The 26,179-nt window shown below is 43.3% G+C and carries 23 protein-coding genes; 6 read left to right on the forward strand and 17 right to left on the reverse strand.

Translation table 11 applies throughout. From position 1 onward, the window contains the following. Positions 1–3: 3 nt before the first annotated feature. A complete protein-coding gene (gene yiaA / locus AAEY80_RS03055) occupies positions 4–570 on the reverse strand; it encodes an inner membrane protein YiaA (RefSeq protein WP_025652469.1) in 567 nt (188 codons plus the stop codon). A 185-nt stretch (positions 571–755) separates the two neighbouring features. Between yiaA and AAEY80_RS03060 the strand changes: the two genes are divergently transcribed. From AAEY80_RS03060 to AAEY80_RS03070, 3 genes are all read left to right on the forward strand, one after another. Next, positions 756–1,373 (forward strand): hypothetical protein, encoded by a 618-nt coding sequence (locus tag AAEY80_RS03060; protein ID WP_025652468.1) that lies wholly within the window; start codon positions 756–758, stop codon positions 1,371–1,373. Between the two features lie 9 nt (positions 1,374–1,382). After that, positions 1,383–1,820 carry a secondary thiamine-phosphate synthase enzyme YjbQ gene (locus tag AAEY80_RS03065; RefSeq protein WP_201577536.1) on the forward strand — a complete coding sequence of 146 codons (438 nt, stop codon included), beginning with the start codon at positions 1,383–1,385 and terminating at the stop codon, positions 1,818–1,820. Between the two features lie 80 nt (positions 1,821–1,900). Continuing rightward, positions 1,901–2,524 carry a hypothetical protein gene (locus AAEY80_RS03070; protein ID WP_350587871.1) on the forward strand — a complete coding sequence of 208 codons (624 nt, stop codon included), beginning with the start codon at positions 1,901–1,903 and terminating at the stop codon, positions 2,522–2,524. A 106-nt stretch (positions 2,525–2,630) separates the two neighbouring features. On the opposite strand, the gene AAEY80_RS03075 is transcribed toward AAEY80_RS03070, so the two are convergent. From AAEY80_RS03075 to ffh, 7 genes are all read right to left on the reverse strand, one after another. Beyond that, a complete protein-coding gene (locus AAEY80_RS03075) occupies positions 2,631–3,308 on the reverse strand; it encodes a DUF4112 domain-containing protein (protein ID WP_201577532.1) in 678 nt (225 codons plus the stop codon). Continuing rightward, the gene (gene ubiA / locus AAEY80_RS03080; protein WP_025652464.1) at positions 3,301–4,239 is read right to left on the reverse strand and encodes a 4-hydroxybenzoate octaprenyltransferase; all 939 of its coding nucleotides are present in this window, start codon (positions 4,237–4,239) and stop codon (positions 3,301–3,303) included. Before ubiA ends, AAEY80_RS03075 begins: the two co-directional genes overlap by 8 nt. 88 nt (positions 4,240–4,327) lie before the next feature. Beyond that, positions 4,328–4,567: a hypothetical protein gene (locus tag AAEY80_RS03085; protein WP_350587873.1), complete on the reverse strand. Its 240-nt coding sequence runs from the start codon at positions 4,565–4,567 to the stop codon at positions 4,328–4,330. 157 nt (positions 4,568–4,724) lie between these two features. After that, a complete protein-coding gene (locus AAEY80_RS03090) occupies positions 4,725–5,648 on the reverse strand; it encodes a class I SAM-dependent methyltransferase (RefSeq protein WP_350587875.1) in 924 nt (307 codons plus the stop codon). Positions 5,649–5,715: 67 nt separating this feature from the next. Then, complete coding sequence (locus tag AAEY80_RS03095; RefSeq protein ID WP_201577526.1) at positions 5,716–6,558, reverse strand: undecaprenyl-diphosphate phosphatase; 843 nt, start codon at positions 6,556–6,558, stop codon at positions 5,716–5,718. A gap of 97 nt (positions 6,559–6,655) precedes the next feature. Next, positions 6,656–7,339 carry a tRNA (adenosine(37)-N6)-threonylcarbamoyltransferase complex dimerization subunit type 1 TsaB gene (gene tsaB, locus AAEY80_RS03100; RefSeq protein WP_025652460.1) on the reverse strand — a complete coding sequence of 228 codons (684 nt, stop codon included), beginning with the start codon at positions 7,337–7,339 and terminating at the stop codon, positions 6,656–6,658. Between the two features lie 195 nt (positions 7,340–7,534). Next, entirely contained in the window at positions 7,535–9,079 is a 1,545-nt protein-coding gene (gene ffh / locus AAEY80_RS03105; RefSeq protein ID WP_350587878.1) for a signal recognition particle protein, read from the reverse strand. 462 nt (positions 9,080–9,541) lie between these two features. On the opposite strand from ffh, the gene AAEY80_RS03110 reads away from it, so the two are divergent. After that, entirely contained in the window at positions 9,542–10,306 is a 765-nt protein-coding gene (locus AAEY80_RS03110) for a cytochrome C assembly family protein (protein ID WP_037025430.1), read from the forward strand. Positions 10,307–10,435: 129 nt separating this feature from the next. Here AAEY80_RS03110 and purU read toward each other — a convergent pair whose 3' ends face one another. Next, positions 10,436–11,359, reverse strand: a complete 924-nt coding sequence (purU, locus tag AAEY80_RS03115) for a formyltetrahydrofolate deformylase (RefSeq protein ID WP_350587880.1) — start codon at positions 11,357–11,359, stop codon at positions 10,436–10,438. 199 nt (positions 11,360–11,558) lie between these two features. Continuing rightward, a complete protein-coding gene (locus tag AAEY80_RS03120; RefSeq protein ID WP_350587882.1) occupies positions 11,559–19,391 on the reverse strand; it encodes a beta strand repeat-containing protein in 7,833 nt (2,610 codons plus the stop codon). A gap of 485 nt (positions 19,392–19,876) precedes the next feature. Between AAEY80_RS03120 and rpmB the strand changes: the two genes are divergently transcribed. Together rpmB and rpmG are read left to right on the forward strand one after the other, a co-directional pair. Further along, positions 19,877–20,113 carry a 50S ribosomal protein L28 gene (gene rpmB, locus AAEY80_RS03125; RefSeq protein WP_010201401.1) on the forward strand — a complete coding sequence of 79 codons (237 nt, stop codon included), beginning with the start codon at positions 19,877–19,879 and terminating at the stop codon, positions 20,111–20,113. Positions 20,114–20,247: 134 nt separating this feature from the next. Further along, positions 20,248–20,403 (forward strand): 50S ribosomal protein L33, encoded by a 156-nt coding sequence (gene rpmG / locus AAEY80_RS03130; RefSeq protein ID WP_010201403.1) that lies wholly within the window; start codon positions 20,248–20,250, stop codon positions 20,401–20,403. A gap of 144 nt (positions 20,404–20,547) precedes the next feature. On the opposite strand, the gene AAEY80_RS03135 is transcribed toward rpmG, so the two are convergent. The 7 genes from AAEY80_RS03135 to AAEY80_RS03165 all read right to left on the reverse strand — a co-directional run bounded on the left by AAEY80_RS03135 (position 20,548) and on the right by AAEY80_RS03165 (position 25,871). After that, positions 20,548–20,859, reverse strand: coding sequence for a hypothetical protein (locus tag AAEY80_RS03135; protein ID WP_010201404.1), 312 nt, complete (start codon positions 20,857–20,859; stop codon positions 20,548–20,550). Positions 20,860–21,052: 193 nt separating this feature from the next. Beyond that, positions 21,053–21,364, reverse strand: coding sequence for a hypothetical protein (locus AAEY80_RS03140; protein ID WP_010201409.1), 312 nt, complete (start codon positions 21,362–21,364; stop codon positions 21,053–21,055). A 134-nt stretch (positions 21,365–21,498) separates the two neighbouring features. Then, positions 21,499–21,834 carry a hypothetical protein gene (locus tag AAEY80_RS03145; protein ID WP_201575603.1) on the reverse strand — a complete coding sequence of 112 codons (336 nt, stop codon included), beginning with the start codon at positions 21,832–21,834 and terminating at the stop codon, positions 21,499–21,501. Positions 21,835–21,939: 105 nt separating this feature from the next. Beyond that, complete coding sequence (rpe, locus tag AAEY80_RS03150; protein WP_025652452.1) at positions 21,940–22,629, reverse strand: ribulose-phosphate 3-epimerase; 690 nt, start codon at positions 22,627–22,629, stop codon at positions 21,940–21,942. A 267-nt stretch (positions 22,630–22,896) separates the two neighbouring features. Further along, positions 22,897–23,250 carry a TIGR03643 family protein gene (locus AAEY80_RS03155; RefSeq protein ID WP_198015446.1) on the reverse strand — a complete coding sequence of 118 codons (354 nt, stop codon included), beginning with the start codon at positions 23,248–23,250 and terminating at the stop codon, positions 22,897–22,899. Positions 23,251–23,395: 145 nt separating this feature from the next. Further along, positions 23,396–24,286: an S-formylglutathione hydrolase gene (gene fghA / locus AAEY80_RS03160; protein ID WP_025652450.1), complete on the reverse strand. Its 891-nt coding sequence runs from the start codon at positions 24,284–24,286 to the stop codon at positions 23,396–23,398. Positions 24,287–24,389: 103 nt separating this feature from the next. After that, positions 24,390–25,871 carry a C13 family peptidase gene (locus tag AAEY80_RS03165; RefSeq protein ID WP_350587883.1) on the reverse strand — a complete coding sequence of 494 codons (1,482 nt, stop codon included), beginning with the start codon at positions 25,869–25,871 and terminating at the stop codon, positions 24,390–24,392. Positions 25,872–26,179: the final 308 nt, after the last annotated feature.

Consider the following 26,179-nt stretch of genomic DNA (forward strand, 5'->3'; position numbering starts at 1 on the left):
TGTTTAGCTGTCTTTATCACTACTGTCCATTCTTGACTTAACCGCACCAAACAATGATTTGCCGGACTCTGATGTATTAGAGTGTTGATTAGATATTCGCGCCGTACTATCACTATCTACGTTTAACGTTGGGGCAATAAGCGTACGAATTTGCGCTTCATCTCGAGTGTTTTTTTGAATCGTCACCGCTGCAAATAGACTCATAGTAAATGCCATCATATAAAAGCCTTTTTCACTTAAGCTCAAACCCCCTGCATTCATGAGCCCAACGGCAATAAGAAAAATCGATACCGCTAGCGCCGCCCAACTTATTAAATAGTATAAGTTGGTGGTTGGAATACCCTCAGCGCGATCACGAATCGTTTTTTGTAGACTAATCGCTGAATATAGCCCAAGTGCCAAAACGGCAAAGTAGTAGCCTTTCTCATTAAGTAGCATACTTTGTGCATTCCATAATCCCAGCAGATAAGCCAATACGCCTACCAGCATCACTGCCCAAGAAGTACCGACATAAGCAATGGTTGGCTTATAAGCCGCTAGCTGACTTTTCGTAATTGTGTCATTATCCATTATCATCCTTAACTACTTATCAATTATTATTTATTAATCGCATCGCTAATAAATAGAGTAATACTTGCCGACTAGTGTTGTACCTTCAGGTAAAATAGCACAAATGTGTTATGTTGTAATATAGAAATATTTTAAATATAGCGATACTCTTATCATCATCGTTTTTATCACGACAGAGTCTAAACATGTCTTTTTTTAGTTTACTGATTTTGCTAAGCCTGATCCTTATTGTGCCGATATTCTTTGTGATGAAAGAAAAGTCTCGACAGTTGCAAATTGATTCAACACAGCGCCATCGCGAGTATCTGGCGTCCGCGACCAAGGCCTCATTAGAGAATAATACTAAAATGGCTACAAGTGAGGTCGCGAATGGACTTGCCGTTATTAACTTCTCATCGCAGCATCCTTTTATAAAACGGCTGTATGATGAGCGCGTACCGTCCGCTTTTCGAGCAATCATGGACGATATTGGTCAACAGTATGAAGGCACCCATCATCAGCAAATAACCGAATCACAATTATTTACTCTCAATAAATTAATAGAAACTCGGATTCCTGAATTGATTGATGACTATCTCAGCCTTGATGCAAACTATGCAAAAACCGTCATTATTGATAGTGATAAAGCAGCGACCAGCTACACCATGGTATTGGAACAATTGCGCTCTATTTTGGACTTTGCACAAAAGCTCAATACCCAAAGTCAAAGTGGCGTCGTCGATAAGCTTCTTGCCAGCCGTCGCTATTTGGATGACGTATATCAAGAGAGCGGAACGACAGCTGATATATTAAAAATAAAGTGAGACCTGCCAATGGCTTATCAACAAACCACCCTAACCCTTCCTGCCTACGCGCGCGGCATTCACATCATAACGCCGCTGATTGAAGAGGCCATTAGTCAGCTCTTACCGAATTCGGCTAAAGCAGGGTTGATGCATCTATTTTTACAACATACCTCCGCAAGCCTAGCCATCAACGAAGATGCTGACCCGGATGTCAGACTAGATACCGAAGACTGGCTGAACAAAATCGCGCCAGCCGATCAACCGGAATATCGCCACATCTTAGAAGGTTCGGATGACCTACCAGCGCATTTTAAAAGCATGCTGTTTGGCGTAAGTTTGACTGTGCCGCTGGTAAATGGGGCGCTAGGACTAGGAACGTGGCAAGGCATTTATTTATGTGAACATCGAGACCATCTTGAAACGTATGGTGGCAATCGCAAAATTATCATTACCGTCAATACTTAATCAATGGTCACCAATGGTAGATTGTTCCTTACCCTTTACTGTGCTTAAATAACCCTCTCTTTACCAATAGTCATCTGCTTATGAAAACCCATCTATTTACGCCAACCAAGCCTACGCGCTATCTTCGTGTACTGCCTGTTATTTTTTTGAGTATGTTTTTAGTCACTGCTTGTGAAAAATCACCGGAGTCTGAGACAGATAACGAGACAACCACTAATGCAGCAGTACAAACAACGCCCGTGACCTCTAACATCAATGTACCTGAAGTGACGGATAGAGAGGCAAATGCCGCTGAGACTACTGTAGACTCAGCGCAAGATGTCAGCTTAAACGAGCTTGAGAAAGATCTTGAGCCAACGGATAGCGCAGCAAACAACGCGGCTGTTGCGCCCAATCCAGAGCAAGCCATCAAGGGCGCTCAAATCACTGATGTTCGCTATAAAAGCGCGGCAGGTGAATCGTTATCTGTCGTTTTTGAGACCTCGGCAGCAGGTGTGCTCAATGCTATCGTCACCCTACCCAACAAACCAAAAATGACCCTAAGCGCGCCAGAGGGTCAAGGCAATAACCCGACTTACCGCTCAAGCGATGGTAGTATTCAGCTGGTCAGTCATGCGGGTGGTGGTAGTATTGATTTTATTCGTAATAATAAAGTTACCAGCTTTGATGCGGTCAGTGCTGAAGCGGAAGTCATTACAGAATAACGATGGCAAAAAAACTAGCATTAATAAATAGACACTAAAAAAGCATGCAATAAAAAAGGCGGCAAATATTATAGATATTTGCCGCCTTTTTTAGGCTTGTGGAGCTTTAACCAAAATCAGTTGTGTTGCCAAACAGACTTACCAGCCAGCCAATCATTGCCCACAGTCCCCAGCCAATCACTACAATGACGAGTAAGCCGAGCATATCGGGAATATGTAGATACAACCATGCAACGACTGGATTACGCCAAAAGAAAGCAAAGCGGCTTTGCTGCTGCTTATCTTCTAATGACTGATGCAAAAACGGTCGATCCATATGCATCGTTTCCGTGATGCCATACTCATCGTGTAGATGCTCATGGACGATGGTCAAGGTTTTGCGACTGGGACGAATAAAGATATCAAGCAACGTGCCAATGCCCGGTACGATACCCACGACCATATCAATCAGTGCCAATCTAACCGCTGGCGTCATCTTATGCGCAGGGACGCCCAACTGCCGACCTAATATAAAAGCATAGCTGGTCAAAGCCAATCCAGCCAAATCTCCTGCCAGCGGAATGGTCGAGAGCGCTGCATCAGCGCCCATGCCTTGCTTGGTAAAAGGCACACGTACCAGCGAATCCATCGTATTGGCAAATTTTGCCAGCTTACGCTCGGTCGCGATGACTTGTGCGCGTGTTAGGCCATGCGCGGCTAGCTTTGCCTGATAATCGATAACTGGCGCATTAATATCAGCGCCCTTTTTCGCTTTTGACTTTGAGAGCTTTTTGAAGTTATCCATTAAAAGTCGTCCATAAACAAGCGATGGCGATAAGAGCAAAGACGTAACGCCCTACCCATATGTTGGCTAAAAACGCCTGAAAACAAGCCATAGCTTGACGACTGGCACAAGCGCTGTTTTGCTTGGCGAACATCATTGCGACTAGTGCCAAACCAAATACGGGTATGACACCTAACGTCGTCGGTGCGAAGTAATGCCACATAACCATGCCCATGATCAGCAAAAACAATGTTTGTAGCAGCGAGATAATAATCACATCGTAGCGACCGAATAATATCGCCGTTGATTTTACCCCAATTTTTAAATCATCTTCACGGTCAGCCATGGCGTACTGGGTATCATAGGCCACTGTCCAGCACATATAAGCGATAAATAACAGCCAACCCCAGATATCAGGTGCGCCCTGTATCGCCACATATGACATCGGTATCGCCCAACCAAAAGCGGCAGCTAAAAACACTTGCGGCAAATGGGTAAAACGCTTCATAAATGGATAAATGAAGGCCAGTATGAGAGCGCCAAGCGACCAATAGAACACTTCAACGGGCAGGAAAAATAGCAAACCAGCACTGAGTGATACCAGTACTAAAAAGGCCGCAATGGCTTCCTTGCCAGACAAGCGCCCATCGGCAAGCGGTCGCCCTTTGGTGCGGCTGACATAACCATCGACCTTGCGATCGGCAAAGTCATTAATCGCGCAACCTGCCGCCCGCATAAAAATCGCGCCTAGCGCAAAAAGTACAAATATCTTGAGGCTTGGCAAGCCTGCTGTTGCCCCTTGCTGCTGCGCTTGACCCATAGCAGCCAGCATCACGCCCCATAGCGTTGGCCAGAGTAACAGCTCAATACCAACGGGCTTATCAAAGCGCGTCAGCTGCAGGTAAGCGTGTAGCTTTTCTTTAAAACTTAAAGCTGAGTGATGGTTGGTCATGGAACCCTTACCTCTAAATATACCTTTTTTAAATAATCAGCATTTCAATGCATTGTCTCTAAGTTTGCCATTTCTTCGCAAACAGTCTCTAAACGTTCTGCCACAGTCGATTTGCTTCGATGAGTGATATCTCAGGATATTGTTTGCGTAAGGCTTTAATGGCGGCAACTTTCTGTTTTTGTACGGCTTGTTGACGCAAAAACGCCAATTGCTCTTGCGGATTGCCTAACTCTTTAAGACGTGCTTCCAGCCGTAGAATTCGGGTGCGCAGGATGATATTTACCAATAGCAAGCCGGCACCCATGATCCATATTATTAACGTTGTCATCCCTGCTCCTAAACTTAATAGCCTTAAATTTAATACATTTAAAGTTAGCAATCATAAAGTTAACAATCGGAAACCTGCTCACTAAGCACATTTATGATAATCAAAAACAGCTATTAAAAAGCAGTGATTAAAAAACCATGTTTGAAAATAACAGCCATCAAACAAAATAACCATCAAAGCGTACGGCTTCGTTATGCCAGCTTTCACTGGGTTGTTGATTAGCGAGTAACGGTGCCAACTGTGGACGCTTGACGACTACGCGACCCCGTAGTTGTGTGTGTTGCCCATTCTGACGAACGACTGCTTGCGCAGATTGTAGCAATTGTAGTTCTTCCTCTGAGGTCGGCGGGCTAGCCAACTGATGCAATGCTTGCATATGCTTGCCCACTTTAGCACCTTTACCTGTTTTACTATCTTGGTAACTGTCCTCTGGAAACATCGGATCCAGATATACCACATCGATTGCTTTCGCATCGACTTCTTTAGCGTTATCCGCATCAGCTTGTAGGCTTGCAAAATAACTATTTTTAAAATAACTGAGCGCATCAGTATTGATAATCTGTAGCCGACTCATAAGCTTTTGCCAATTTGCTAGCGCACTCATACGCTGCTGTTCTGCTAGCAAAAGCAGCGCCATCAAAGGCTGCTGCTCGAGCATAATGACCTGTGCACCCGTACTGGCCAATATCAGACTATCATGACCAAATCCCGCTGTGGCATCAATAACCTGACTGTCCGATGTAATTTTTGCCGCTTGTAATAATAATTCAGACTTACGCCCCGCACTCACCACACGGCGTTGCAGCTCATCCCATTCGGGTGCAACACTCAGTCCATCGCTCAGCCATGATAGCTTGTTTTTGTCATCTAATAGTAAGATAGGTTGGGTGGCTGTCTGGCTTAATTGCTGGCGACGTTTTTGATTAAGCTTATCGGTAAACAGCTCAAGGTGTAAAATAATGGGCAGCTGATGAGCAATTATCAACGCTTGTATATCTGCAACCTGACTATGCTGAGACTCGCTAACGTAGACAAGTTGGCAATGTGTAAAGCTATTAGATACTGGTTGCAAACTGCTCATAATAGCCCTTCCTTCTTACCACTCAAAACCGCATGTATTATCATAAAAGCCTATTTCATCATAAAACTTAGCCTGCCATTTGATAACCAAAACCCCAAGCAGCGACCAAGACGATGACGCCAGTGACAATACGTAGCCACGCAAAGATTTTGAAATCACGACGACTTACCCACGCAACCAACAGGCGAATACATAATAAGGCAACGATAAATGACACCACTGTGCCGATGCCGAGTACTAACCAATCTTCACTGTTGGTTAAGACGTCATGATGCTTAAGCAAATCTAATAATGCTGCACCGACGATGACCGGAATACCTAAAAAGAACGAGAACTCAGCGGAAGCTTTACGCGAGACACCGAGCCATAATGCACCGATAATAGTGGCACCCGAGCGCGATGTTCCGGGTATCAATGCCAGACATTGCAGCAGACCTATCATCAATGCTGTTTTTAAACTGACGTCTTCTGCTTCTTGCGCAATAATCGTCTTAGGGCGATTTTCGACATAGAATATCAGCAGACCACCGATAATAAGCATAATTGCTACGACGATAGGATTAAACAAATAAGCCTTGATTTCGTCAGCGAAGGTAAAACCAACGATCATCACTGGAATAGTCGCCACAATTAAGCTAAGTCCTAGCTGTCTTGGATTACTCATACCTTCTGCTTTACCTGTCAGTAAGCCCATCAGTGCTTGCCACAGTCTGCCCCAATAGTCATAAATGACCGCCAAAATAGCGCCAAGCTGCACGACTACCACAAACAAATCGACTTTTTCTTTGGTCCAAAAGCCCATCAAATCGGCTGATAAAATCAAGTAGCCAGTGCTAGAGATGGGTAAAAATTCAGTGATACCTTCAACGATACCCATGATGACAGCTTGAATTAATAAAATGATATCCACGATGGCTTTCCTAGATACGGACCGGTTGGTTAATAGCGTTTTTAGAGTATTGTTATATGTTATATAGCGCTGATAATGGCTGGCATTAATATGATGGTTACGCCTTACCTTGCTCTTTTAGCGTTTTCCACGCTTGATTGCGAAGATACTTTGGTAAAGCTTGTGAGGCTTCTGTACCACCTGTCGCCATGAACTGAGCAATACCAAGCTGCCCTATCACAGTAGCGTCAGGGTGAATATCTGCCTGAATTATCTGACCGTCACGTAATGCTAATAGCGACGCCCCATTACCAGCGATAGGAATATTAAGCATCGTCTGGCTGTCATAATCGAGCAACTGCTCGGTATCTTCGCCATTTTCTTGATTAACCGCCTGCATCAGGTCATCTGTTGCAGCATATTGCCCAAAATAAACTTGCTGCATACGGGCGTCAAGGGCGCTATAAACGTCGGTCTGACCGTATTTCTGATACGCACATTGAGCAATCGCTTGTAGGCTTGAGACACCCACACAAGGAATGTCATGAGCAACAGACAATGCTTGCACGACTGCCGTATTAATGCGTATACCGCTAAATGCACCAGGGCCACGGTTGAATATCAAGGCTTGCAAATCAGCAAGATTGAGCTTAGCTTCGGACAGTGCCGCATCAATCATCGGCAGGATTTGCTGCGTTTGCTGGCGTTTACCCGTCTCAGTATGACTCGATAGCACTTGACCACTGACATCTAAAATCGCGATCGAACACTGATCGAACACGGTATCCATTGCTAAAAACATCATAACCTCGGCTTATTCGCTTGGTATTATAAAACAGCGCCTATCATAGCATTTAGGATGGGCAAATTTTATTAATTTCAAAATTTTCATACTTAATCCATCGATATTCATTTAAGTATGACAGACATGAAAACCCCCAAAGCGACTGGCACCTTGGGGGTTTTATTAACAACTACTTATTTAATCAACAACCATTTAAAAACGTTTTTTGAAGCCCTTCGGCGCTTGATTTTGCATCTCCGCCATTTGCTTTTGCATCTCTTCGGTACTTGGCATATTGTTTGGATCCAGACCCATCTGTTTGGCCATCTGCTGTGGGTTCACGTCTTTAGCGCCGCCTTGTTGACCGCCGCCGAATAAAGGACCGCCACCACCTGCTCCACCGCCGCCACCCATCAATCCTTGCATCGATTTCATCATCTTACTGATGCCTTCAGGCTTGGAGATCATTTTCATCATTTTTGCCATTTGCTTGTGCTGCTTGAGCAAACGATTGACGTCTTGAATCTCGCGACCTGAACCTGCGGCAATACGGCGTTTACGGCTTGGATTAATCTTATCAGGGTTTTTACGCTCAAACGGCGTCATTGAATTAATCAATGCTTCCATTTCACGCACTTTTTCTTCTGGCTTAGCATCTTCAACCGCTTTTTGCATGTCAGAGCCGCCCATACCTGGCATCTTATCCAAAAAGCCTGCCATACCGCCCATACTTTTCATCTGTTGGAACTGAGTCAAGAGATCTTCAAGGTCGAACTCGCCGCCCTTTTGCATCTTTTTCGCCATTTTTTCGGCTTTATCACGATCGATTTTTTGTTCAACTTCTTCGACTAGGCTTAAGACGTCACCCATGCCAAGAATACGCTGGGCGATACGCTCCGGATGGAACAGCTCTAGCGCGTCTAGTTTTTCACCGCGACCTAAGAACTTAATCGGCTTACCAGTGATCGCGCGTACAGACAGTGCTGCACCGCCGCGAGCATCACCATCCGTTTTAGTCAGGATAACACCCGTTAATGGCAGCGCATCGTTAAAGGCTTTGGCAGTATTGGCCGCATCTTGACCGGTCATCGCATCGACGACGAATAAGGTTTCAGAAGGATTGACCGCAGCAGTTAATGCTTTGATCTCCTCCATCATCGCTTCGTCGATAGCCAGACGACCGGCAGTATCAATAATCAAAATATCTTGATACTGGATTTTCGCTTCTTCAATAGCGCGTCGAGCGATATCAATCGGGTTTTCGTCGCTACTTGAATTGACGAATTTGGCATTCACCTGACCTGCCACTTGCTCAAGCTGGGCAATCGCTGCCGGACGGTAAACGTCAGCAGAGACTAGCATCACCTTTTTCTTATGACGCTCTTGTAAAAACTTCGCCAATTTACCGGCTGTGGTGGTTTTACCCGCCCCTTGCAAGCCAGCTAGTAGATAAACAACTGGCGGTTTACCCGTCATCTCAAGCTGCTGATTGGCACTGCCCATCATTTCGGTCAGCTCGTCATGGACAATTTTGACAAATGCTTGACCCGGTGCCAACTCTTTGAGCACTTCTGCACCAAGCGCTTGCTCTTTGACGCGCTTCACAAAATCACGGGTGACCGGTAACGCCACATCCGCCTCTAACAATGCCATGCGCACTTCACGCAAGGTGTCTTTGATATTGTCTTCGGTCAGTTGCCCAGTCCCGACAATATTGCGCAGACTCGACGATAAGCGTTCTGTTAAAGTATCAAACATAAATAACTCTCAGTTAAAGTGATTCGCAGTTAAAGTAATTCGCAGTTAAGATAGTTGTTGGTTAAAATAATTGTTAGGTAAACCAGTTCTTAGGTAAACCATGAAAATGGCTTATAAATAATATTAGGATGCATGCTTAAGTTTGGGTGCAATGCTGGCAAATAAAACTGCCTATTATCAATACTATAGCATTAAGACGGTTAAAAATTTATAGACGTTTTGCAAAATGCTTGCTTGGTTAGCTTATCAGTGACCGATACAAAGTCTTATTTATCCTGCCATCGTTACGCATTTATGAGGAATAAATAAGATGATACTCAATTGACTGCCATTTTATGATAAATTGGACGATTATTCTAATCCTTCTGTCACAACCACTTTAGCATTATATTGAGCGGCTATTTTACGCTCATGATGAGATGAGGCTTTTTACCTGTGCACTTTGCATTCTTACTTGCTAGTATGGCTTATATCATCGTCAGCTTCCACATCGGTTGGGCGCTGATTCAGGACAAACCTATCCATAAAGGCGTGAGCTTAGGCTTATTATTGGTCGGTATGCTCGCGCATGCGACGCTACTCTACCCTTACGTCGTGACCTTATACGGGCTAAATTTTAATCTGTTTAATGTGCTGAGCCTCACCAGTTTGTTTTTCTTATTCTTTTATGTACTGTTCTGTCTCTATCGCCCTATTCTGAGCCTCGGTATTTTGGCCGCACCGACTGCCCTGATAGGATTGACAGTCGGCTATGTCGGCCGCGCGCCTTATCAACCACTTACGGATATCAGCGTTGGCCTTGAAGCACATATATTGCTATCGCTGGCCGCCTATTGTGTGCTGCTGATGGCAGCGGTGCAAGCGCTATTTTTGCGGCTGCAAATTCGTGAGCTTAAGCATCAAAGCATCCACCGCTTTTGGGTCAATAAACTGCCCTCACTACAAAGTATGGAGAGTCTGTTATTCGACATGCTGTTGGTCGGCTTTGTCCTGCTTAGCATCGCGCTGGGTATCGGCTTTATTTACGTAGAAGATCTGATGGCGCAGCATATCGTGCATAAGACGGTGTTTAGCTTGCTATCATGGTTATTGTTCGGTGCGCTACTGTTCGGTAATTGGCGCGCTGGATGGCGTGGCAAACGTGCTGCCAACATTACTATTTATGCCTTTATCTTATTGGCCATTGGCTTCGTCGGTAGCAAGTTTGTGTTAGAGATGCTGTTATAAATTTAGATTTACCGTAGTAATGTGATTAAAAACGGAGCCGCCAATAGTATTATCTAATACTATTGGCGGCTTTTTATTAGCTCTGTATTCAATGCATACCTTTCACTTTAAAAATGCTCTAATCAAAAGCTAATTAAAAACCACTGTTTTATTGCCAGTCACAATCACGCGGTTTTGCACATGCCAGTTAACGGCACGTGCCAACACATTGCGTTCGATATCACGACCAATAGCCCGCAACTCTGTCACACCTTGACGATGGGTCACACGGTGTACGTCTTGCTCAATGATAGGCCCTTGATCTAATTCAGCAGTGACATAATGCGCGGTCGCGCCGATAAGCTTGACGCCTTTGTCATAAGCTTGACGATACGGATCAGCCCCGACGAAGGCTGGCAAGAACGAATGATGAATATTGATAACTTGCATCGGCCAACGCTTGACAAAATCAGAGGACAGTATCTGCATATAGCGCGCTAATACTAGCAAGTCATTGCCTGCCATCAATTCGTGAATCTGCTCTTCCGCCTCTGCCTTATTGTCCTTGGTCACTGGCACATAATGAAAATCAATGCCAAAGTTTTCTACCGCTTGGCGTAAGTCTTCATGATTACTGATGACCGAAGTAATCTCACAATCAAGCAATCCACGCTGATGCCGCCACAATAAATCCAACAACGCATGATCAAACTTTGATACTAAAATACCAACCTTGGTTTTAATCGCATTGTTATGCAAGCGCCACGCCATATTGTGACGCTTGGCCACCGTATGACCGAAGCTGGCTTCAAAGTTATCCATAATCTCGCTCAAGCCTGCTAACGCAAACTCCAAACGCATAAAGTACTGCCCACCTTCATGAGCCGTTGAATACTGATCGAGCGTAATAATATTGCCGCCATAACGATGGATAAACTCGGATACGGCTTGCACAATGCCCGCTTGATCACGGCATTTAATCAATAGTGTCGCGGTATCAATAGCAAGATTAGCGGCAGGGGTTTTAGAAGATGAAGCCGTTTTTGTAGTGTCTGATGTGGTATTACTTAACATAGTGCGCCCAATCTAAAAAATTAAATCAAAATTTGCTACTGATTGTAGAGTCTATTATCAATATAAGAAGACAGCTATTTTAATCGCTTTTACGATATTTTGCTGACTGAGTTGGTTGTTTTTGGTTATTGAGATTATGAATGCAAAAAGCCCTCAAATTGATTGAGGGCTTTTTTATTATTTAAGATTATGCTTGAAATTAGTCAACTGAAATGGTTTTGTGAAATTTAATACCATCGTTACTGACATTAACAATAGAACCTAAACCAAAGGCTTGATTAAAGTCAACTGAATAGAATGGGTGGTTTCTACCATTATCTGGCAAGCTTTCTCTACCAATAGAAATCGTATAGTTTTGACTCTTTTTCGAACTAGATAACAAATTAACTGCTGTATAACTTCTAATTTCATCTACTTCAATATTCATACTACTTACACACTCTACACCACCATCACCAAATGGACTAGTAGCGCCAATCCATGGCGACTCGACATTTGAGCCATTAATAGATTTATCACTCTCTGCAAATGGAAGTCTGTAATGAATACTTTGCTTATTTTCACTACCATTTAAGAACGTCGTGGCATCAAAACGTACTTTGACCCAGTTCGAGTAGCGCATTGGATAGCGAATACTAAAGTCAGCGCGACCTTCTTCGTTAGTAATAAAGGTATAACCATCATCTGATACCGTACCACCAATAATAGCTACAGGATTGATAGTATCAAGTATACCGTTGCCATTAATATCTTGGTTGTTATCTAAGGTGTAATTGTAGTTTGGATCTTTATCAAACGTAAAGTTATAATTTGGATCATCTTCGCTATTAATCCAGTCTGACTCAAATTGAATTAATTCTTTATCTTCCTTAACTAAAGGATCCGGTGTAGTTATAACACCGTTGTTATCAGTCGTCTCTCTTCCTTGGAAGGTCACAGTACTATCTAGTAGGCAAACTTTGCCTTGTGCATATTGAGTGGCATAAGATTTAATTGATACTTCTTTATTTGCGACCGCACGTCCTGAGCCATCCATGACTGAGATAGAGCCTTGTACGGTGTAATAAATATTATCAGAAGAAAGCTTATTACTAAACGCTAGAGTAGTATAAACTGCCTCTTTTGATACCGTAATATTAGTAGTCTTAGTACCAATATTCGCATTATCTTGTAATAAGCGCGCATTAATTTCTACACCGCCTATAGGTGAGCTAGCATTGGCTTGATAGACAACTCGCGCCTCACCTTTACTATCAGTAATAGCCGTTGCCGCAGACAAGCGTCCTGCTGACGAGTCTGACGCACGGCTAAATACAACCGTTTGACCTTCGACTGGTACATCGTTTTTATCTTTGACTGTAGCAACAACTTCGGTACTCGTACCTGGAGTGATAACTGATTTAACCGCTTGGAATAGCATCTTAGTAGGGGTGGTAGCACGGAAACGTGCGTCCACTGTCGCACGATAGCGCGGCTCACCGTTTGGTAGTGTTTCACCTAATACAGTCGCCTGTAGTGCGGTAATACCAGCAAGTTCTGATGTTAAGGTAACCGGTATCGTAATGATATTGCCATTTATATTAGCAGCGGTAATGGGTTTTGTGACGATAACATCATTGCTATCAGAAAACGTACCAATAGTCGTTTGTACTTCAACTTGCTTACCGATTAGTTCTGCTGCTTGAGCAGCTGTATCACGACGTATCTGAACATTGATTGTCTGCGCTATATTGACATCATAAACGTCTTGGATGTCTATAAAGCTAATACCTGCCTGTGAGACTTTGATTAGCTCAATACTATTTAGACTACGCTGAGTATTAATGCTATTTTCACCCAAGGCGCGGGCAAATACACGTAAGTTACCATTATTATCAAAGAATAAATCGCTTTCACGGACATTAAAACTGGCATTACCATCTGCATCGGTAGTCGCAGTAGCACTGGTGGCAATAATATCACCGTCTTCGCCTACTAGTTCCATACTAGCATTGGTAATAGCACGTCCTGCACCATCCACCAATGTGGTCGTGATAGTAGTAGAAGCATCATCTTTCAGATTGGCTTCTGTAGCTGCAATAGTAATTTCCGTACCGTTAGCTGACAAGCTTAGTGAGTTTTCTTCACGCACTTGCATACTGACCTTGCCATCTGCATCGTATTGTGGCGTGACGATTTTGGCGTTAATAACAACACTATGATTGAGACGCGAGTTGATAGAGTTGGCTGCTAGGATGACGCCGACATCGATCTGACCATTAGCATCAGTGGTTACCATACTTGGTGTGGTTAACGCCGCACCACTGGCCTCTAAGTCTTCAATACTTAACTGTACAGGTACTCCTGCCAAGATACCGCCTTTGCTGTCGGTCACACGGAAGGTAGCATTGGTCTGATCACCCCCAGTGTTTAAAGTAGACTTATCAGAGGACGCTATGAGCTGATAACTATCAATCGTAGCAGTATCTACTGCTACGATATAGTTCTGTATCAAATCAATGTTTTCAGCCGTGGTGGTGGTGGCCGTTAGCTTGATACCCGCTTCTAGAGTTGCTTGGTTAACGTTAGCGCCGTCTATAAGCGTGAGATCAAAGGTTGCTACACCGTCACCATTAGTTGTAGCAATATTATTACTAATAGTCACGCCTGTTTGTATAGAATCTTCCACATTTAAACGCACTTCACGATTAGCAATAGCGCCATCTTTGTTTCCTAAACTAACGAATACCTTGAAGGTATCACCTTTGGTATTGACGACTTTGTTTGCGCCTATCGTTAAACTTTCTTGTGTACCTCTTAGATCGGGAGTAACTGTCTTAACAGTACTGGTTTTCGTGGCAATATTGTTATTCTCATCAGTTGCTGAGAATACAACTGCAAAGCTACCACCGATGGCCGTTTTTTGCGCATCAGTAAGACCAGCTGGCACAGCAAGCGTAAAGCTTGCTTTACCTGAGTCATTTGTGGTTTGTGTACCACTAGTTACCAAGCTAACCCCTTGAGCCGCAACCGAAGCAGGGAGCGCCAAGTAAACTTGTTTATTTGCAATGACATTGTCTTTGCTGTCTTTGGTTATTACTTCAACTTGAGTCTCACCACCGTTTAGATTTAGTGCTTTTGGTGTGATAGCTATCAAATCAATAGCCGCTTTGGTTGACTGTATATTAAACTGAATCTCTTGTTTTTTACCTGTCAACGTCTCAGTCAAGATAGCTGTTAGCTTTTGATCTAAGAGTGCCGCTTGTTGCTCTGCTGTTAAGCTTGGCACAGTAACTGTAAAGCTTGCCGCCCCGTTAGGGTCCGTAGGAACAATATTGGCAAATGATCCTGACTTACCATTTACAATTAATAATGCTGCTAGTTCTTTGTTAGCAAAATCTAATTTAATAGGCTGATCGCTGATACTAAGGTTAGTGTTTCGAGTACTTAATGCCGCATTAACAGTCACCGTATCACCTTCGCCGTTCAATGTATAAAAAGGACGGTTATTAATAAGGTTCGGCGGATTTAGTACTGTCAAATCAACAGTTGGAGTTAGAATATCTACTTTTGTTATAGCAGAGGTATAAGTTTCGCCTTTTTCGACATACGACAGCTGATAATTAATACCTGTACGCTTAAGCTCAGAACGCTCTTTTGCTGTCAACCCTTCTGGGATAGTCACTATAAATGTCGTCTCACCACTAAAGTCAGTAGTCGCTGACTCTGCATTGACAGTAACGCCGTAATCGAGCGCTGCTTTACCCAATTGGATAGCAACTGCTTGCCCTTTAACTGGTGTTTGGTTTCCTTTGGTCAATAGCTTGATACTGATAGTACCCTTACCGCCAAGTTCACTAACAGAAGGCGTGAGAATAGAGGCAAACTCTAAGCTCGTTGCTGGTTGTGCTACCTTAATAACTGCATTTTCAATTTTTGCTACTGTTCCATCATCATCTGTTAAAGTGGCATTATATTTAATACCTGATTCGATTAGAGCTGTACGTTGTGTTGCTGTTAGGTCTTGACTAAGGTTGACGGTAAATACCGCATTACCAGCTTCGTTTGTTGTTAATTCATTCCCTTGAATGCTGACTCCTGCCACATCACTGATTTCAAGCTTTACTTTTTTCCCGACTGCGACATTACCATTAGGACGTTTAGCAGATATTTGAATAGTAAACTGCTTATCTGTCACAGTCACTACTTTAGGTGAGCTAGTCGAGGTTAGTTTGATATCGCTTTTTGCTACTTCTGAACTGATTTTTATAGCTGAACTGCTGATGCTACTACTCGCACCTGAGGCTTCAACTGCTTTAGCAGTTAGCCTAAAGTCTGGTTTTGCTTCCAGCGCATCTCTCTGTGACTTAGTCAAACCTGCTGGAACGCGAACCGTGTAGCTCACCATCCCTTTACTATCAGTTACTTGCTCAGAGCTACCTTCAATACTCAACAACCCCTGTTGAGTTAAATTACTAGGTAGGCTTGCTGTGACCTTCTGACCTTCAATAGCACCACCATTTTTGTCATTTACACGGAAGCTAATGATGGCGCTACCACCTGAACTTGACAACTGAACTTTATCACTGGCACCAAAATTAATTTGATATTGTGCCGCCGGAATAATGACAGAGGCGTTATAATCACTGGTAACCACACCATCGTTATCAGTTAAACTGGCTGTATAAGTAATACCTGACTTCACCAATGCTTCACGTTGAGCTTGGGTCAAGTCTTGGCTTACATTTACGATGAATGTCGCGTTACCTGAGGCATCAGTCTTCTGTTCGTTATCTTTAACTGTAATGCCTGCTACTTTATTAAGCTCTAGCTTGACAACTTTATCAGCTGCAGCGCTACCATCTTTGCGCTTACCCGATACTCGAATCGTAAATTGATCTTTTAAAACGTTCACTACCTTAGGATTGGTCTCTGAGGTTAAGACCGTCAAACTTTTCTGGATTTTATCGCTTATGCTGATAGGCGCACTATTGGTACTAGTACTGGCTCCAGATGCCTCAATCAGGTTGGCCGTCAAGGAAAATCCGCTGGCTTTTTCTAATGCTGATTTTTGTGCAGTCGATAATCCAGTAGGGATACGAACGGTATAGCTCACGATACCTTTGTCATTCGTTGTCTGAGTAGTAGCGCTATCTAGGGTCAATAGCCCAGCATCAACTAAAGACTTCGGGAGACTCACTGTGACTTTTTGATTGCCTATAACGCCACCGTCTTTATCATTCACTCGGAAGCTAACGACAGTACTGCCACCTGAGCTTGATAATTGCGCATTGCTGCTGCTACCAAAATTGATTTTGTACTCGGCGTTAGGGACAGATGCTTTCACACTGTAGTTTTCAGTGGCAACACCATCGTCATCAGTCAATGTGGCTGTATAAGCAATGCCTGTTTTTTCAAGCGCTTTACGTTGCTCTAAGGTCAATGCTTGGTCTATATTTACGGTGAACACCGCATTACCAGCACTGTTAGTGGTTTGTTCACCACCTTCGATACTAACGCCCTTGACGTTATTAATCGCAAGCTTTACAGATTTACCTGCAGCAGCACTACCATTTGGACGCTTGGCAGATACTTGAATCGTAAACTTGTCTTTTAAAACGTTCACGACGCTAGGAGTGGTTTTTGCCGTGAGGATAGTTTTACTTCTACTAGGGTCAGCAGTCACTGGGATACGGTTACTACTTACATTGATACTTGCACCTGATGATTCAACCAGACGAGTATTTAGCACGAACCCACCAGCTTTTTCTAACTCTGCTCTCTGTGTAACAGACAGCCCTGCAGGAATGCGAACCGTGTAACTTACATTGCCTTGAGCATCAGTTGCTTGGCTTGCGGCATTTTCAAGTGTTATCAAACCCTTTTGAGTCAAGCTGGTCGGTAAGCTTGCTGTTACGGTCTGATTGGCTATTACGCCACCATTTTTATCATTAACGCGGAAGCTTAGGGTCGTGACACCACCTGTACTTAGCAGCTTACTAACACTGCTACTGCCAAAGTTTAGCTTGTATTCAGCCACTGGAATGATAACTGGCGCTTTATACTTATTAGTAGCCACACCATCATCATCAGTCAGAGTTACCGTATAAGGAATGCCAGACTTCACCAAAGCTTGGCGCTGTGTTTCTGTCAGATCTTGGCTTAAATTAACAGTAAATGTGACATTACCTGAGGCGTCTGTCGTTTGCTGGCTACCTTGAATACTTACGCCTGTGACATTGCTAATAGCCAACTTCACTTCTTTACCAGCTGCCGCACTACCATCTGGACGTTTGCCTGCCACTTGAATTTGGAATTGATTTTTTAATATATTAACAGCACTAGGGATGTTTTTTACATTTAGGATTGTTTCACTTGCAGCAGTGACTTGGATACGCTCACTGTTGATAGTGCTACTGGCTCCTGAGGTCTCAGTAACCTTAGCCGCTAAGATAAAGCCACCGATACCTTCTAGTTTTGCTCTTTGTGCAGCAGTCAAACTTGCTGGCACACTCACATTATAACTAACCATGCCTTTACTATCGGTTACTTGAGTAGCGGCACTGTCTAAATTCAATAACCCTGTTTTGATTAGATCTTGAGGTAAGCTGGCGGTTACTTTTTGATTGGCAATTGCGCCACCATCTTTATCATTGACACGGAAGCTGATAATGGCCTCACTACCAAAACTAGAGATTCTATCTTTGTTTTTCGTCGCAAACTTTATTTGATACTGAGACTCAGGAATATATGCTTCACTGCCATATGTATCCGACGTTACTGCGCGGTTAGGCTCTGATAAAACCACAGTATAACTCACGCCTTTCTCTACAATCTCTTTACGCTGATCTGCAGTAAGCGTAGGTGCTACGATGAGATTTACAACTACCTTTCCAGTCGCATCAAAGACAAAGGCCTCTGTACTCAGCTTGACCCCAGTAATTGGGTTATTAAGCTTGATTGTACCTTTTGCTCCATTGATAGAGGTTGGTACTTTAGCGTTTTTGGTAGTTGCTGTGATGGTCAGAGGTTGCTCATCTCCATAGGCATTGAGCACTACATCGCTACCTTTTACATCTAGCACATAATCTGAGACTGGCAACTCTATTGATAGATTGCCTGTTTCTTGCTTGGTAGCACCATCTGGCTCTTGGATGCTAATAGCATACGCAATACCTTCACCTTGAAGAAGTGCATCGCGCTCAGCTTTCGAAAGATTTTCGTCTATTTTAATGCTGAACGTTGCGATACCATCCGCATTTGTAACTTTACTACTGCCACCTACGATAGAGATGCCTTTAATACTATCAATACCCAGTCCAACTTTTACATCTTGAACACGGGCACCATTGCTATTTTTAGCAATGACGGTCAATTGGGCATTATCACCATAAGGGTTTAGGGCATTGTTAGAAACTGAACTAGTGCTCAACACAGATGTGATATCAAGTTTACTTTCGGTAACTTGTGTGCCACCACCACTGCCTTTTTTGCTCACTGAAACTTTCAGCTCTTGCGGTGCAATAGCAGTACCATCTGCTTTTTTGGCAGTGGCTACTAAGGTGAAGCCTTCTGCTACTAGCGCATCTTTATCAGCAACAGCTTGCGGATTGAGCTTGAGCGTATACACAGCATTACCATCGCTATCAGTAGTCTGGGTGCTCTGCCCTTCAATAGTAATACCATTATTTTCAGAATTGACTACTTTTAAGGTCACGGCTTTACCAACCATTGCGCCACCAGAGCTTACTTCAGCAGCTTTGACAGTAACACTGAAGTTCGTTTGCTCATTTGACAGCTCGATAATAGTAGGCGCTGTACTAAGTCTTTGCAAAAAGAACTCAGGCTCAACCTCTGGTACCTGTTCACCACCGCCGTTATTGCCATTGCCGCCACCATTACCAGGCTGCTGAACACCCAAATCGGGTTCAGGTGCGATAGAGTCGACCGTGTCACCATCACCGCCGCCACCGCAACCTGCTAGTGCCAGAGCGCAAGTCAAAGAAGTAAGCTGAAATAATTTAGAAGTAAAAGGTAGTGAACTATATGACATGTTTTGAACTCCGCATCGGCAGTAATTTATTCGAGCAAATAAGTAAATTATCATTACACCGAATCACAATAGATTGGTAATGATACATAGATTTACATTAAGGTCAGTTGTATTAACAGATTGTATTAATTTTATAACAGCAACTTTACTGACTTTTGTTATAACTTACAACTAAAAATTACTCTTTACCGTTAAATAATCAATCACATAGCCCGCTCATTTCAGGTATAATAGCTCACGTTGAAGCAGACATTTATCATAAAAATATTTGAGTATTCATTACTTTTATGGTATAAATGTCGGCTTTAAAATTTTCTGAATTGGTAAGCCTGTTATTTGCCTTTAGATGACAGTCATATCAGCTCAACCTTCATATAGTTTTGTTTGGTGCAAAGCTGCCGCTTGCTGTGTCCATGCCGCAAATACGTGCAACTTGCCCAGACTGGTATGAGAATCCCTCATACCTCATAGATTAGGAGTTCGCCATGTCTAGAGTTTGCCAAGTGACTGGAAAGCGCCCTATGGTGGGTAATAATGTTTCGCACGCAAACAACAAAACCCGTCGTCGCTTTCTACCAAACCTTCATAACCATCGTTTTTGGGTAGAGTCTGAAAATCGTTTTGTACGTCTACGTGTGTCTACCAAAGGTATGCGCACCATTGACAAACTTGGTATCGATAAAGTGTTAGCAGATATGCGCGCACAAGGTCAAAAAGTATAAGTGACGACTGGTAGCTTAAGGACATCGATTATCTTTGTTACTTAAGCTGCCATTCTGCTACATTTATTGTAGCCACTTAATTTTTTAGATCCGTACCTATCGTTTGAAGACCCCTCATTTACAGGAAAGCTATCATGAGAGATAAAATTAAGTTAGTATCAACCGCTGGTACTGGGTATTACTACACCACTACCAAAAACAAGCGCACTATGCCTGGCAAAATGGAAATCAAAAAGTTTGATCCAAAAGTACGTCAGCATGTGATCTTTAAAGAAGCTAAAATCAAATAATTGCTATTATTTGAACAAAAAAAAGGGTATATCAATTGATATACCCTTTTTTATTGCTGATGTTTTGGCTATCTATGCTTAACTTTCATTACTAAGTTACTCGCTATTATTAATAGCTATACAGAAACAGCTGTGCAGATTGAATTAACTGTAGTGCGTTGGCTCTTTATCATAGACATGCGCATGCCATTGGCTCATCTGCTTTTGCATGATAACTTGAATCGCCGCATGAATCATGTGCTGACCGATTGCTTGCGTATCACTACCAAGCAGCTCTTTGAGTTTTTCAGAGAAATCAATGGTCATCAGCGGCGCTTCATCTTGTTCAGCGTCACGCAATAGCAATCGACCATCATCCGCCTCTACTAGCTCGAGTGTGGTCTCTTTGGCAAATCCTGCAAATTGATCGGTGCTTTCGTTGTCTACTTCTATTTCATTATCAATGTCGTATGGCATTCACGTTATCCTTATTAACCCGTTTATCGCTGCAAAGAAACCCTAATAATTCATTTAATAAAGCTAGCATTTTACAGTAACGCGGGTAAAACTATCTTACTCATACAATGGACGCTTTGACCTTAGAATTCAAGGGCTGTCACGCAAGTCTTACATATAAATGCGACTTTCGTCTGCTGACACTGCAAACCAGTTAACGCCAATAGCGTAGTTTTGCAATGGTAAATAAGAAGGCCACAAACATGCCAAGGTAATACATGAGCTTTAACTCGAGCGTCGGATCTCGATATTTAAACGGCAATGCAACGGTAGCGGTAGCCGTCGGAAATATCAACAGCATAAGCAGCCAGTTTTCGATGACATTCAGCCAGCCTTGAAAATCTGTACCATGACGCAGTGATGCCAGCCCTAACAGTAAACAGGCGATAATTAAGCTGGTAAATAAGCCATTTGGTAAGTCTTTTGGATAGATAATGTTGGCAATCTTGGTCGGTATGATTCGCATGTAAAATTCCAGTCATGCTTAAAAAGCCTGACTTAATGATGAAAAAGTGTGTAAAAACCGCTTATAAAAAATATTGCCCCATTATATTCATAAGGTTATATTTATTCAGCAACCTCATCTTGGCGACTAAAAAATTAACTATAAGTACCCATCAACCATAGTATCGATATACAAGAGGTTAAATAGCCCAAGCTAATCGCATTCCAGCCTTCTATATGTGTGCCTTTAACCTTGTTAAATATGCGTGACCCTATCCAGAACAAAAGCGGAATACCCAGCATAAATGCAGGCACGATGACCGCAGCATGACGTAATACTTCGCCAGTATCATCACCTACCATGAGACGAAAGCCATAGCCTGCCAAGCTTAAGACAAGCGCAAATATAGCCAAGCCAATGGTAATACCTTTGGGTACTAAGCTGCGTGGTTGCAAATCTTGGTTTTTATGTTCTGCATTTTGTATATTCATATGGCACCTTTAGCTGACGCGTCGCTTGATATAGTCAGTCATACAGCGGCTATCAGTAGTATGTAACTCTAATATTCAATAGTATATACCTTACTATATGGGGCGTTACTCCCCATTTGCCAAGGCAAGCTCTGCACGCATCGCATCGATAGCCGCTTTATAGTCTTCTTGGTTAAATATCGCAGAACCAGCGACGAACATATCAGCGCCCGCTTCAGCGATGGCTCGGATATTACTGGCTTTGATACCACCATCAACTTCTAGTCTAATTGGGCGACCACTGGTGATGATACGTTGACGGACTTGGCGTACCTTGTCCAGAGTACCTTCAATAAACGACTGACCACCATAACCAGGGTTGACACTCATCAGTAAGATTTGATCCACTTTATCCATGACATAGTCTAGATAATGCAGCGGTGTAGCTGGATTCAATACCAAGCCACATTCAGCGCCGCCATCTTTGATGAGCTGCAAAGAGCGATCAATGTGCGCGCTGGCTTCTGGATGAAAAGTGATAACACTGGCACCTGCCTCTAAGAATTGCTCAATCATGCTATCCACCGGCGATACCATCAGATGAACATCGATAGGTGCATCGATACCATAATCACGCAGCGCTTTACAGATCATACTGCCAAAGGTCAGATTGGGGACATAATGATTGTCCATCACATCAAAATGAATGACGTCAGCACCTGACTCCAATACTCTTTCAACTTCTTCGCCCAGTCTGGCAAAGTCGGCAGATAAAATGGAAGGAGCGATAAGATATGGCTTAGAAGGACTGATCATAATTGAGCTACCTAATTTTGTTGAAATAAAGAAATACTAGGGCGTGTCTTCAACTCACTCGATAGTCATCTAAATGAGTTAAAAATGGCTAAATCTTGCCAAACATCGTCAAATAGCTGGTTAATATCCCGATATTATCTGCGCTATTTTTCTTGTTTGACGGCAATTTATCTCATTTTTACCATCATTTTTGAAATGAAGACACGCCCTAGGAACTAACTTAAAAAACTTAAGCCTTTAAAGCAATAATCTTAAGGATTCAAACCCCTAGCGCTGTTTATATTGGGTTTTACAATAGGCGCGACCAACTGCAAACTCACGTTTCGCTTGATGCTTGGTAGCGCGATTACTCACACGCTGACGCCATAACCGAAAAGACGACGGCTTTAGCGTTTGGCGCATGAGCTTAATAACCCCCGCTTCATTAAGGCCGTAGCTGTGCTCGATCGCCCCAAATGGGGTTCTATCCTCCCACGCCATCTCTATAACTCGTGAGACTTGGGTCTCATCAAGCACTCTGTCACCAGCGTCATTGATATTTTTCGCGATGAACTCATTTAAGTTAGCTTTAGAGACTGGGTCACTGTTGCTATGCTGCTTCTTTTTTAGCGCCGCATCCATTTCGGCTTGCATAGTCGCCAGCGCTGATTCAGCTGAGGAAGAATCTAAGCTTTGTGCTGTTAAATCTTGATAACTTGCCATAATTTTACCTTTTAAACATTAGCGCGTGTTGAGCGGCTTATTGAAAAGAGTTCAATATAAACGCTTAGCTAAGTTGTGCCATGCGCCAATGATGTTCGATATGGTCGTTGATAACACTCTGAATAAAATAATAACTATGGTCATGACCTGCCTGATAACGCAATGTTAAAGGCTGCTTGGCTTTTATACAAGCGTCTTGAAGTTTGGCTGTTTGCAACTGACCTTCTGCCAAGAAATTATCCGCAGCGCCTTGGTCAACCAAGATGCTGGCATACTGCTGGCCGACCTTTTCGATCATCTGCGATGCATCTGCTTGCGACCATAGTGAGTGGTCCTCACCGAAATACTCAGTATAGGCGGCTTGCCCCCATGCTGACTCACTGGCAGCACAGACAGGCGATAAGGCGGAGACGCTGACAAACTTGCTCGGGAATTTAAAACCTAAAAGTAATGCCCCATGACCACCCATCGAGTGTCCAGTAATGCCAACGCTATGAATAGGAAATTCTGAGCGTAGCAAATCGTATAGCTCATCGACGATGTAGCTTTGCATATTAAAGTTGTCTGACCAAGGCTGCTGGGTGGCATCCACATAGTAGCTCGCGCCCTGACCAACAAAATAGCGCTCATCGTTCGGCACTTCACTGCCCTCACTAGTTCTAGGAGAGGTATCTGGCGCGATAAATATCATGCCAAGCTCGCTACATTTTTGTTGAAAATGCGCTTTATGGGTGACGTTATCGGCATTACAGGTCAAACCCGATAGATATAAAACCGCAGGACATAACCGCCCTGCCAGCGCCTCATCTGGTAGATAAATACTGAACGTCATCGGTGTCTTAGTCGCTGTCGACTCATGACTATAGTAATGTTGCTCGCCATCAAAGCAGCGGTTCACACTCTGTTGCGTGAGCTGGCTATTAGCAGACAAGCTTTTATTATAAGTATTATTCATCATTAACGTCCTTTTTATCCAAGGTAAAATAAACAATGGCTTGTGAAAAATGCTTTATAAGGCAAAAAGCGCATTGATAATCAGTCATATAACACTTAAATAGTTAATTAATATCATTGGTAGCCTCTCCTCTTGTATTTGAAGCAGCAGCATCAGGTACGATATTTACGGCAGTAGAGCCAGCACTATTGGTAATGCCGGCAATTGGTAGACGGGTTTTATCAAACAATACTTGCTCAAATGCTGGCAAGGCGGTTTCCATTAAGCTACCAATCACCATCTGCGGCTCTGATGGCTCAAAACCCATTGCGCTCTCACGCTCATTGACACGTATACGAGCCTCCTTAAAAGCCGACTCAAAACTGGTGTTTCCTCTCAAGCTTTCAGCAAAGAAGGCTTGACCAAAATACGTCATCTCAGCCGTATTGGTACAACCAAACGATGCCTTATCAGCGGCTGATGCCGTTATCACCACTGTGGTCGGAGACGCTAGTTCATCGATGAATGATCCCGAATAACAAGAAGATACCACAATCACACGCCAGCGAATACCTGAGGCGTCCAGTGCTTCACGAAGCCATGCAGCATCTAGATTATCCATCGCGATTGGCGGATTCGCTAACTGAACGATATCCTCGTTACCATGTGAGGATAGCGTGAGAAATAACACGTCTTCATCGGCATTCATCTGCTGACCAATTCTTTTTAAGCCGCGTAGGATACTGGTCTTGGTCGCAATCGGTTCATCGAGCCAACTATACATATTGTTAATAAGGGCAAGCGAATGACCGCTGGTACCAAAGCGCACATCGAACAGCTCACGTACTTTATTAATCTCCGAGCGAAAAACGTTCTGATCAGAAAAGCCCGCCACACCCATAAAATACCAGTCGGTTTTGCCATCGACACTTGGATCAATACCGTCCAGCGCTTGTTGTAACAGCCTTGGTTGCTCGTACAATGCGGCTTCTGCTAACACAGGCTCTACGGGAATTTGCTTAAATATGGGCTGATCAGCGACATTGCGCTGCCAAATCGTCAACAGTGCCACTGCGCCTACCAGCACAATAATACGCTCCCACCATGGTGTGCGCAGGCGACGAGAAAAAATCCACAATAAGGCAAGCGTCTGCCATAAGAACAGCACTAAAAACAGAATGGGTAAAAATGAATAACTCCAGTCCGGCAGCCAACCATAACTGCCAAAAAACTGCACCAGACTTTGTAACAATGCCGACAAGGTGTCAGCAACCAACCATAGCACCACCGGCACAAAAACCAGCGCTTGATTGCCCGCGCGCCTAGCCAAAATGATACCACTCAATAAGATAATCATCGGCCAGATTAAATAACTGACCAACCCTTGCTCATTAAAAATACTGCCACTTTCGGCAGCCAGCCACGAAAAAAGCACGTTACTACCAAGTGCCAATAGCGCGAATACCGCAAACTGAATAAAGGTGGGCTTAACCCAAGAAAACGCCCGTGTTGACCCCACCAGCATCCATAAGGTTGCAATAATATTGGCAGCGAAATTAAGTGAAAAGCGCTGAAGCGATACGGTTTTTAGCGACGCAAGTGACAAAGACTTAGACCTCTAGCCAGTCGAAAGAAATAAAGCGAGCCAATAATAAATTTTTGATGCAGCAGCCGTTTCATAGTATTCAATTGCATTTTTACGCGGCTGACACAAATCTATTTTATATTTGACTCACTATAGAATAATTATAAGAAGCGAATAGCGTAAACCAATGGTCTAGAATCAATGTTCTATACTCAATAGTCTAGCTTGCTAATCTATCGCGATTGTAACGGATTGTCGGTTAAGAGGATAAGGCTGATTTGTAAAAAATCGCTTAAATCAAGGCAGAAATAGCATAAAAAAAGGAGACC

This window comes from Psychrobacter sp. 78a-MNA-CIBAN-0178 (genome assembly GCF_040309625.1).
GTDB classification, from domain to species: Bacteria; Pseudomonadota; Gammaproteobacteria; order Pseudomonadales; family Moraxellaceae; genus Psychrobacter; species Psychrobacter okhotskensis.

Excerpts from the sequence above, each read along its gene's own strand:
- AAEY80_RS03070 (WP_350587871.1), top strand. The coding sequence starts at position 1,901 with ATGAAAACCCATCTATTTACGCCAACCAAGCCTACGCGCTATCTTCGT.
- AAEY80_RS03075 (WP_201577532.1), bottom strand. The coding sequence starts at position 3,308 with ATGGATAACTTCAAAAAGCTCTCAAAGTCAAAAGCGAAAAAGGGCGCT.
- AAEY80_RS03085 (WP_350587873.1), bottom strand. The coding sequence starts at position 4,567 with ATGACAACGTTAATAATATGGATCATGGGTGCCGGCTTGCTATTGGTA.
- tsaB (WP_025652460.1), bottom strand. The coding sequence starts at position 7,339 with ATGTTTTTAGCAATGGATACCGTGTTCGATCAGTGTTCGATCGCGATT.
- AAEY80_RS03140 (WP_010201409.1), bottom strand. The coding sequence starts at position 21,364 with ATGCGAATCATACCGACCAAGATTGCCAACATTATCTATCCAAAAGAC.
- rpmG (WP_010201403.1), top strand. The coding sequence starts at position 20,248 with ATGAGAGATAAAATTAAGTTAGTATCAACCGCTGGTACTGGGTATTAC.
- fghA (WP_025652450.1), bottom strand. The coding sequence starts at position 24,286 with ATGAATAATACTTATAATAAAAGCTTGTCTGCTAATAGCCAGCTCACG.
- AAEY80_RS03145 (WP_201575603.1), bottom strand. The coding sequence starts at position 21,834 with ATGAATATACAAAATGCAGAACATAAAAACCAAGATTTGCAACCACGC.
- ubiA (WP_025652464.1), bottom strand. The coding sequence starts at position 4,239 with ATGACCAACCATCACTCAGCTTTAAGTTTTAAAGAAAAGCTACACGCT.
- AAEY80_RS03155 (WP_198015446.1), bottom strand. The coding sequence starts at position 23,250 with ATGGATGCGGCGCTAAAAAAGAAGCAGCATAGCAACAGTGACCCAGTC.
- yiaA (WP_025652469.1), bottom strand. The coding sequence starts at position 570 with ATGGATAATGACACAATTACGAAAAGTCAGCTAGCGGCTTATAAGCCA.
- AAEY80_RS03060 (WP_025652468.1), top strand. The coding sequence starts at position 756 with ATGTCTTTTTTTAGTTTACTGATTTTGCTAAGCCTGATCCTTATTGTG.
- AAEY80_RS03120 (WP_350587882.1), bottom strand. The coding sequence starts at position 19,391 with ATGTCATATAGTTCACTACCTTTTACTTCTAAATTATTTCAGCTTACT.
- AAEY80_RS03090 (WP_350587875.1), bottom strand. The coding sequence starts at position 5,648 with ATGAGCAGTTTGCAACCAGTATCTAATAGCTTTACACATTGCCAACTT.
- rpmB (WP_010201401.1), top strand. The coding sequence starts at position 19,877 with ATGTCTAGAGTTTGCCAAGTGACTGGAAAGCGCCCTATGGTGGGTAAT.
- AAEY80_RS03065 (WP_201577536.1), top strand. The coding sequence starts at position 1,383 with ATGGCTTATCAACAAACCACCCTAACCCTTCCTGCCTACGCGCGCGGC.
- AAEY80_RS03110 (WP_037025430.1), top strand. The coding sequence starts at position 9,542 with ATGGCTTATATCATCGTCAGCTTCCACATCGGTTGGGCGCTGATTCAG.
- purU (WP_350587880.1), bottom strand. The coding sequence starts at position 11,359 with ATGTTAAGTAATACCACATCAGACACTACAAAAACGGCTTCATCTTCT.
- ffh (WP_350587878.1), bottom strand. The coding sequence starts at position 9,079 with ATGTTTGATACTTTAACAGAACGCTTATCGTCGAGTCTGCGCAATATT.
- AAEY80_RS03135 (WP_010201404.1), bottom strand. The coding sequence starts at position 20,859 with ATGCCATACGACATTGATAATGAAATAGAAGTAGACAACGAAAGCACC.
- rpe (WP_025652452.1), bottom strand. The coding sequence starts at position 22,629 with ATGATCAGTCCTTCTAAGCCATATCTTATCGCTCCTTCCATTTTATCT.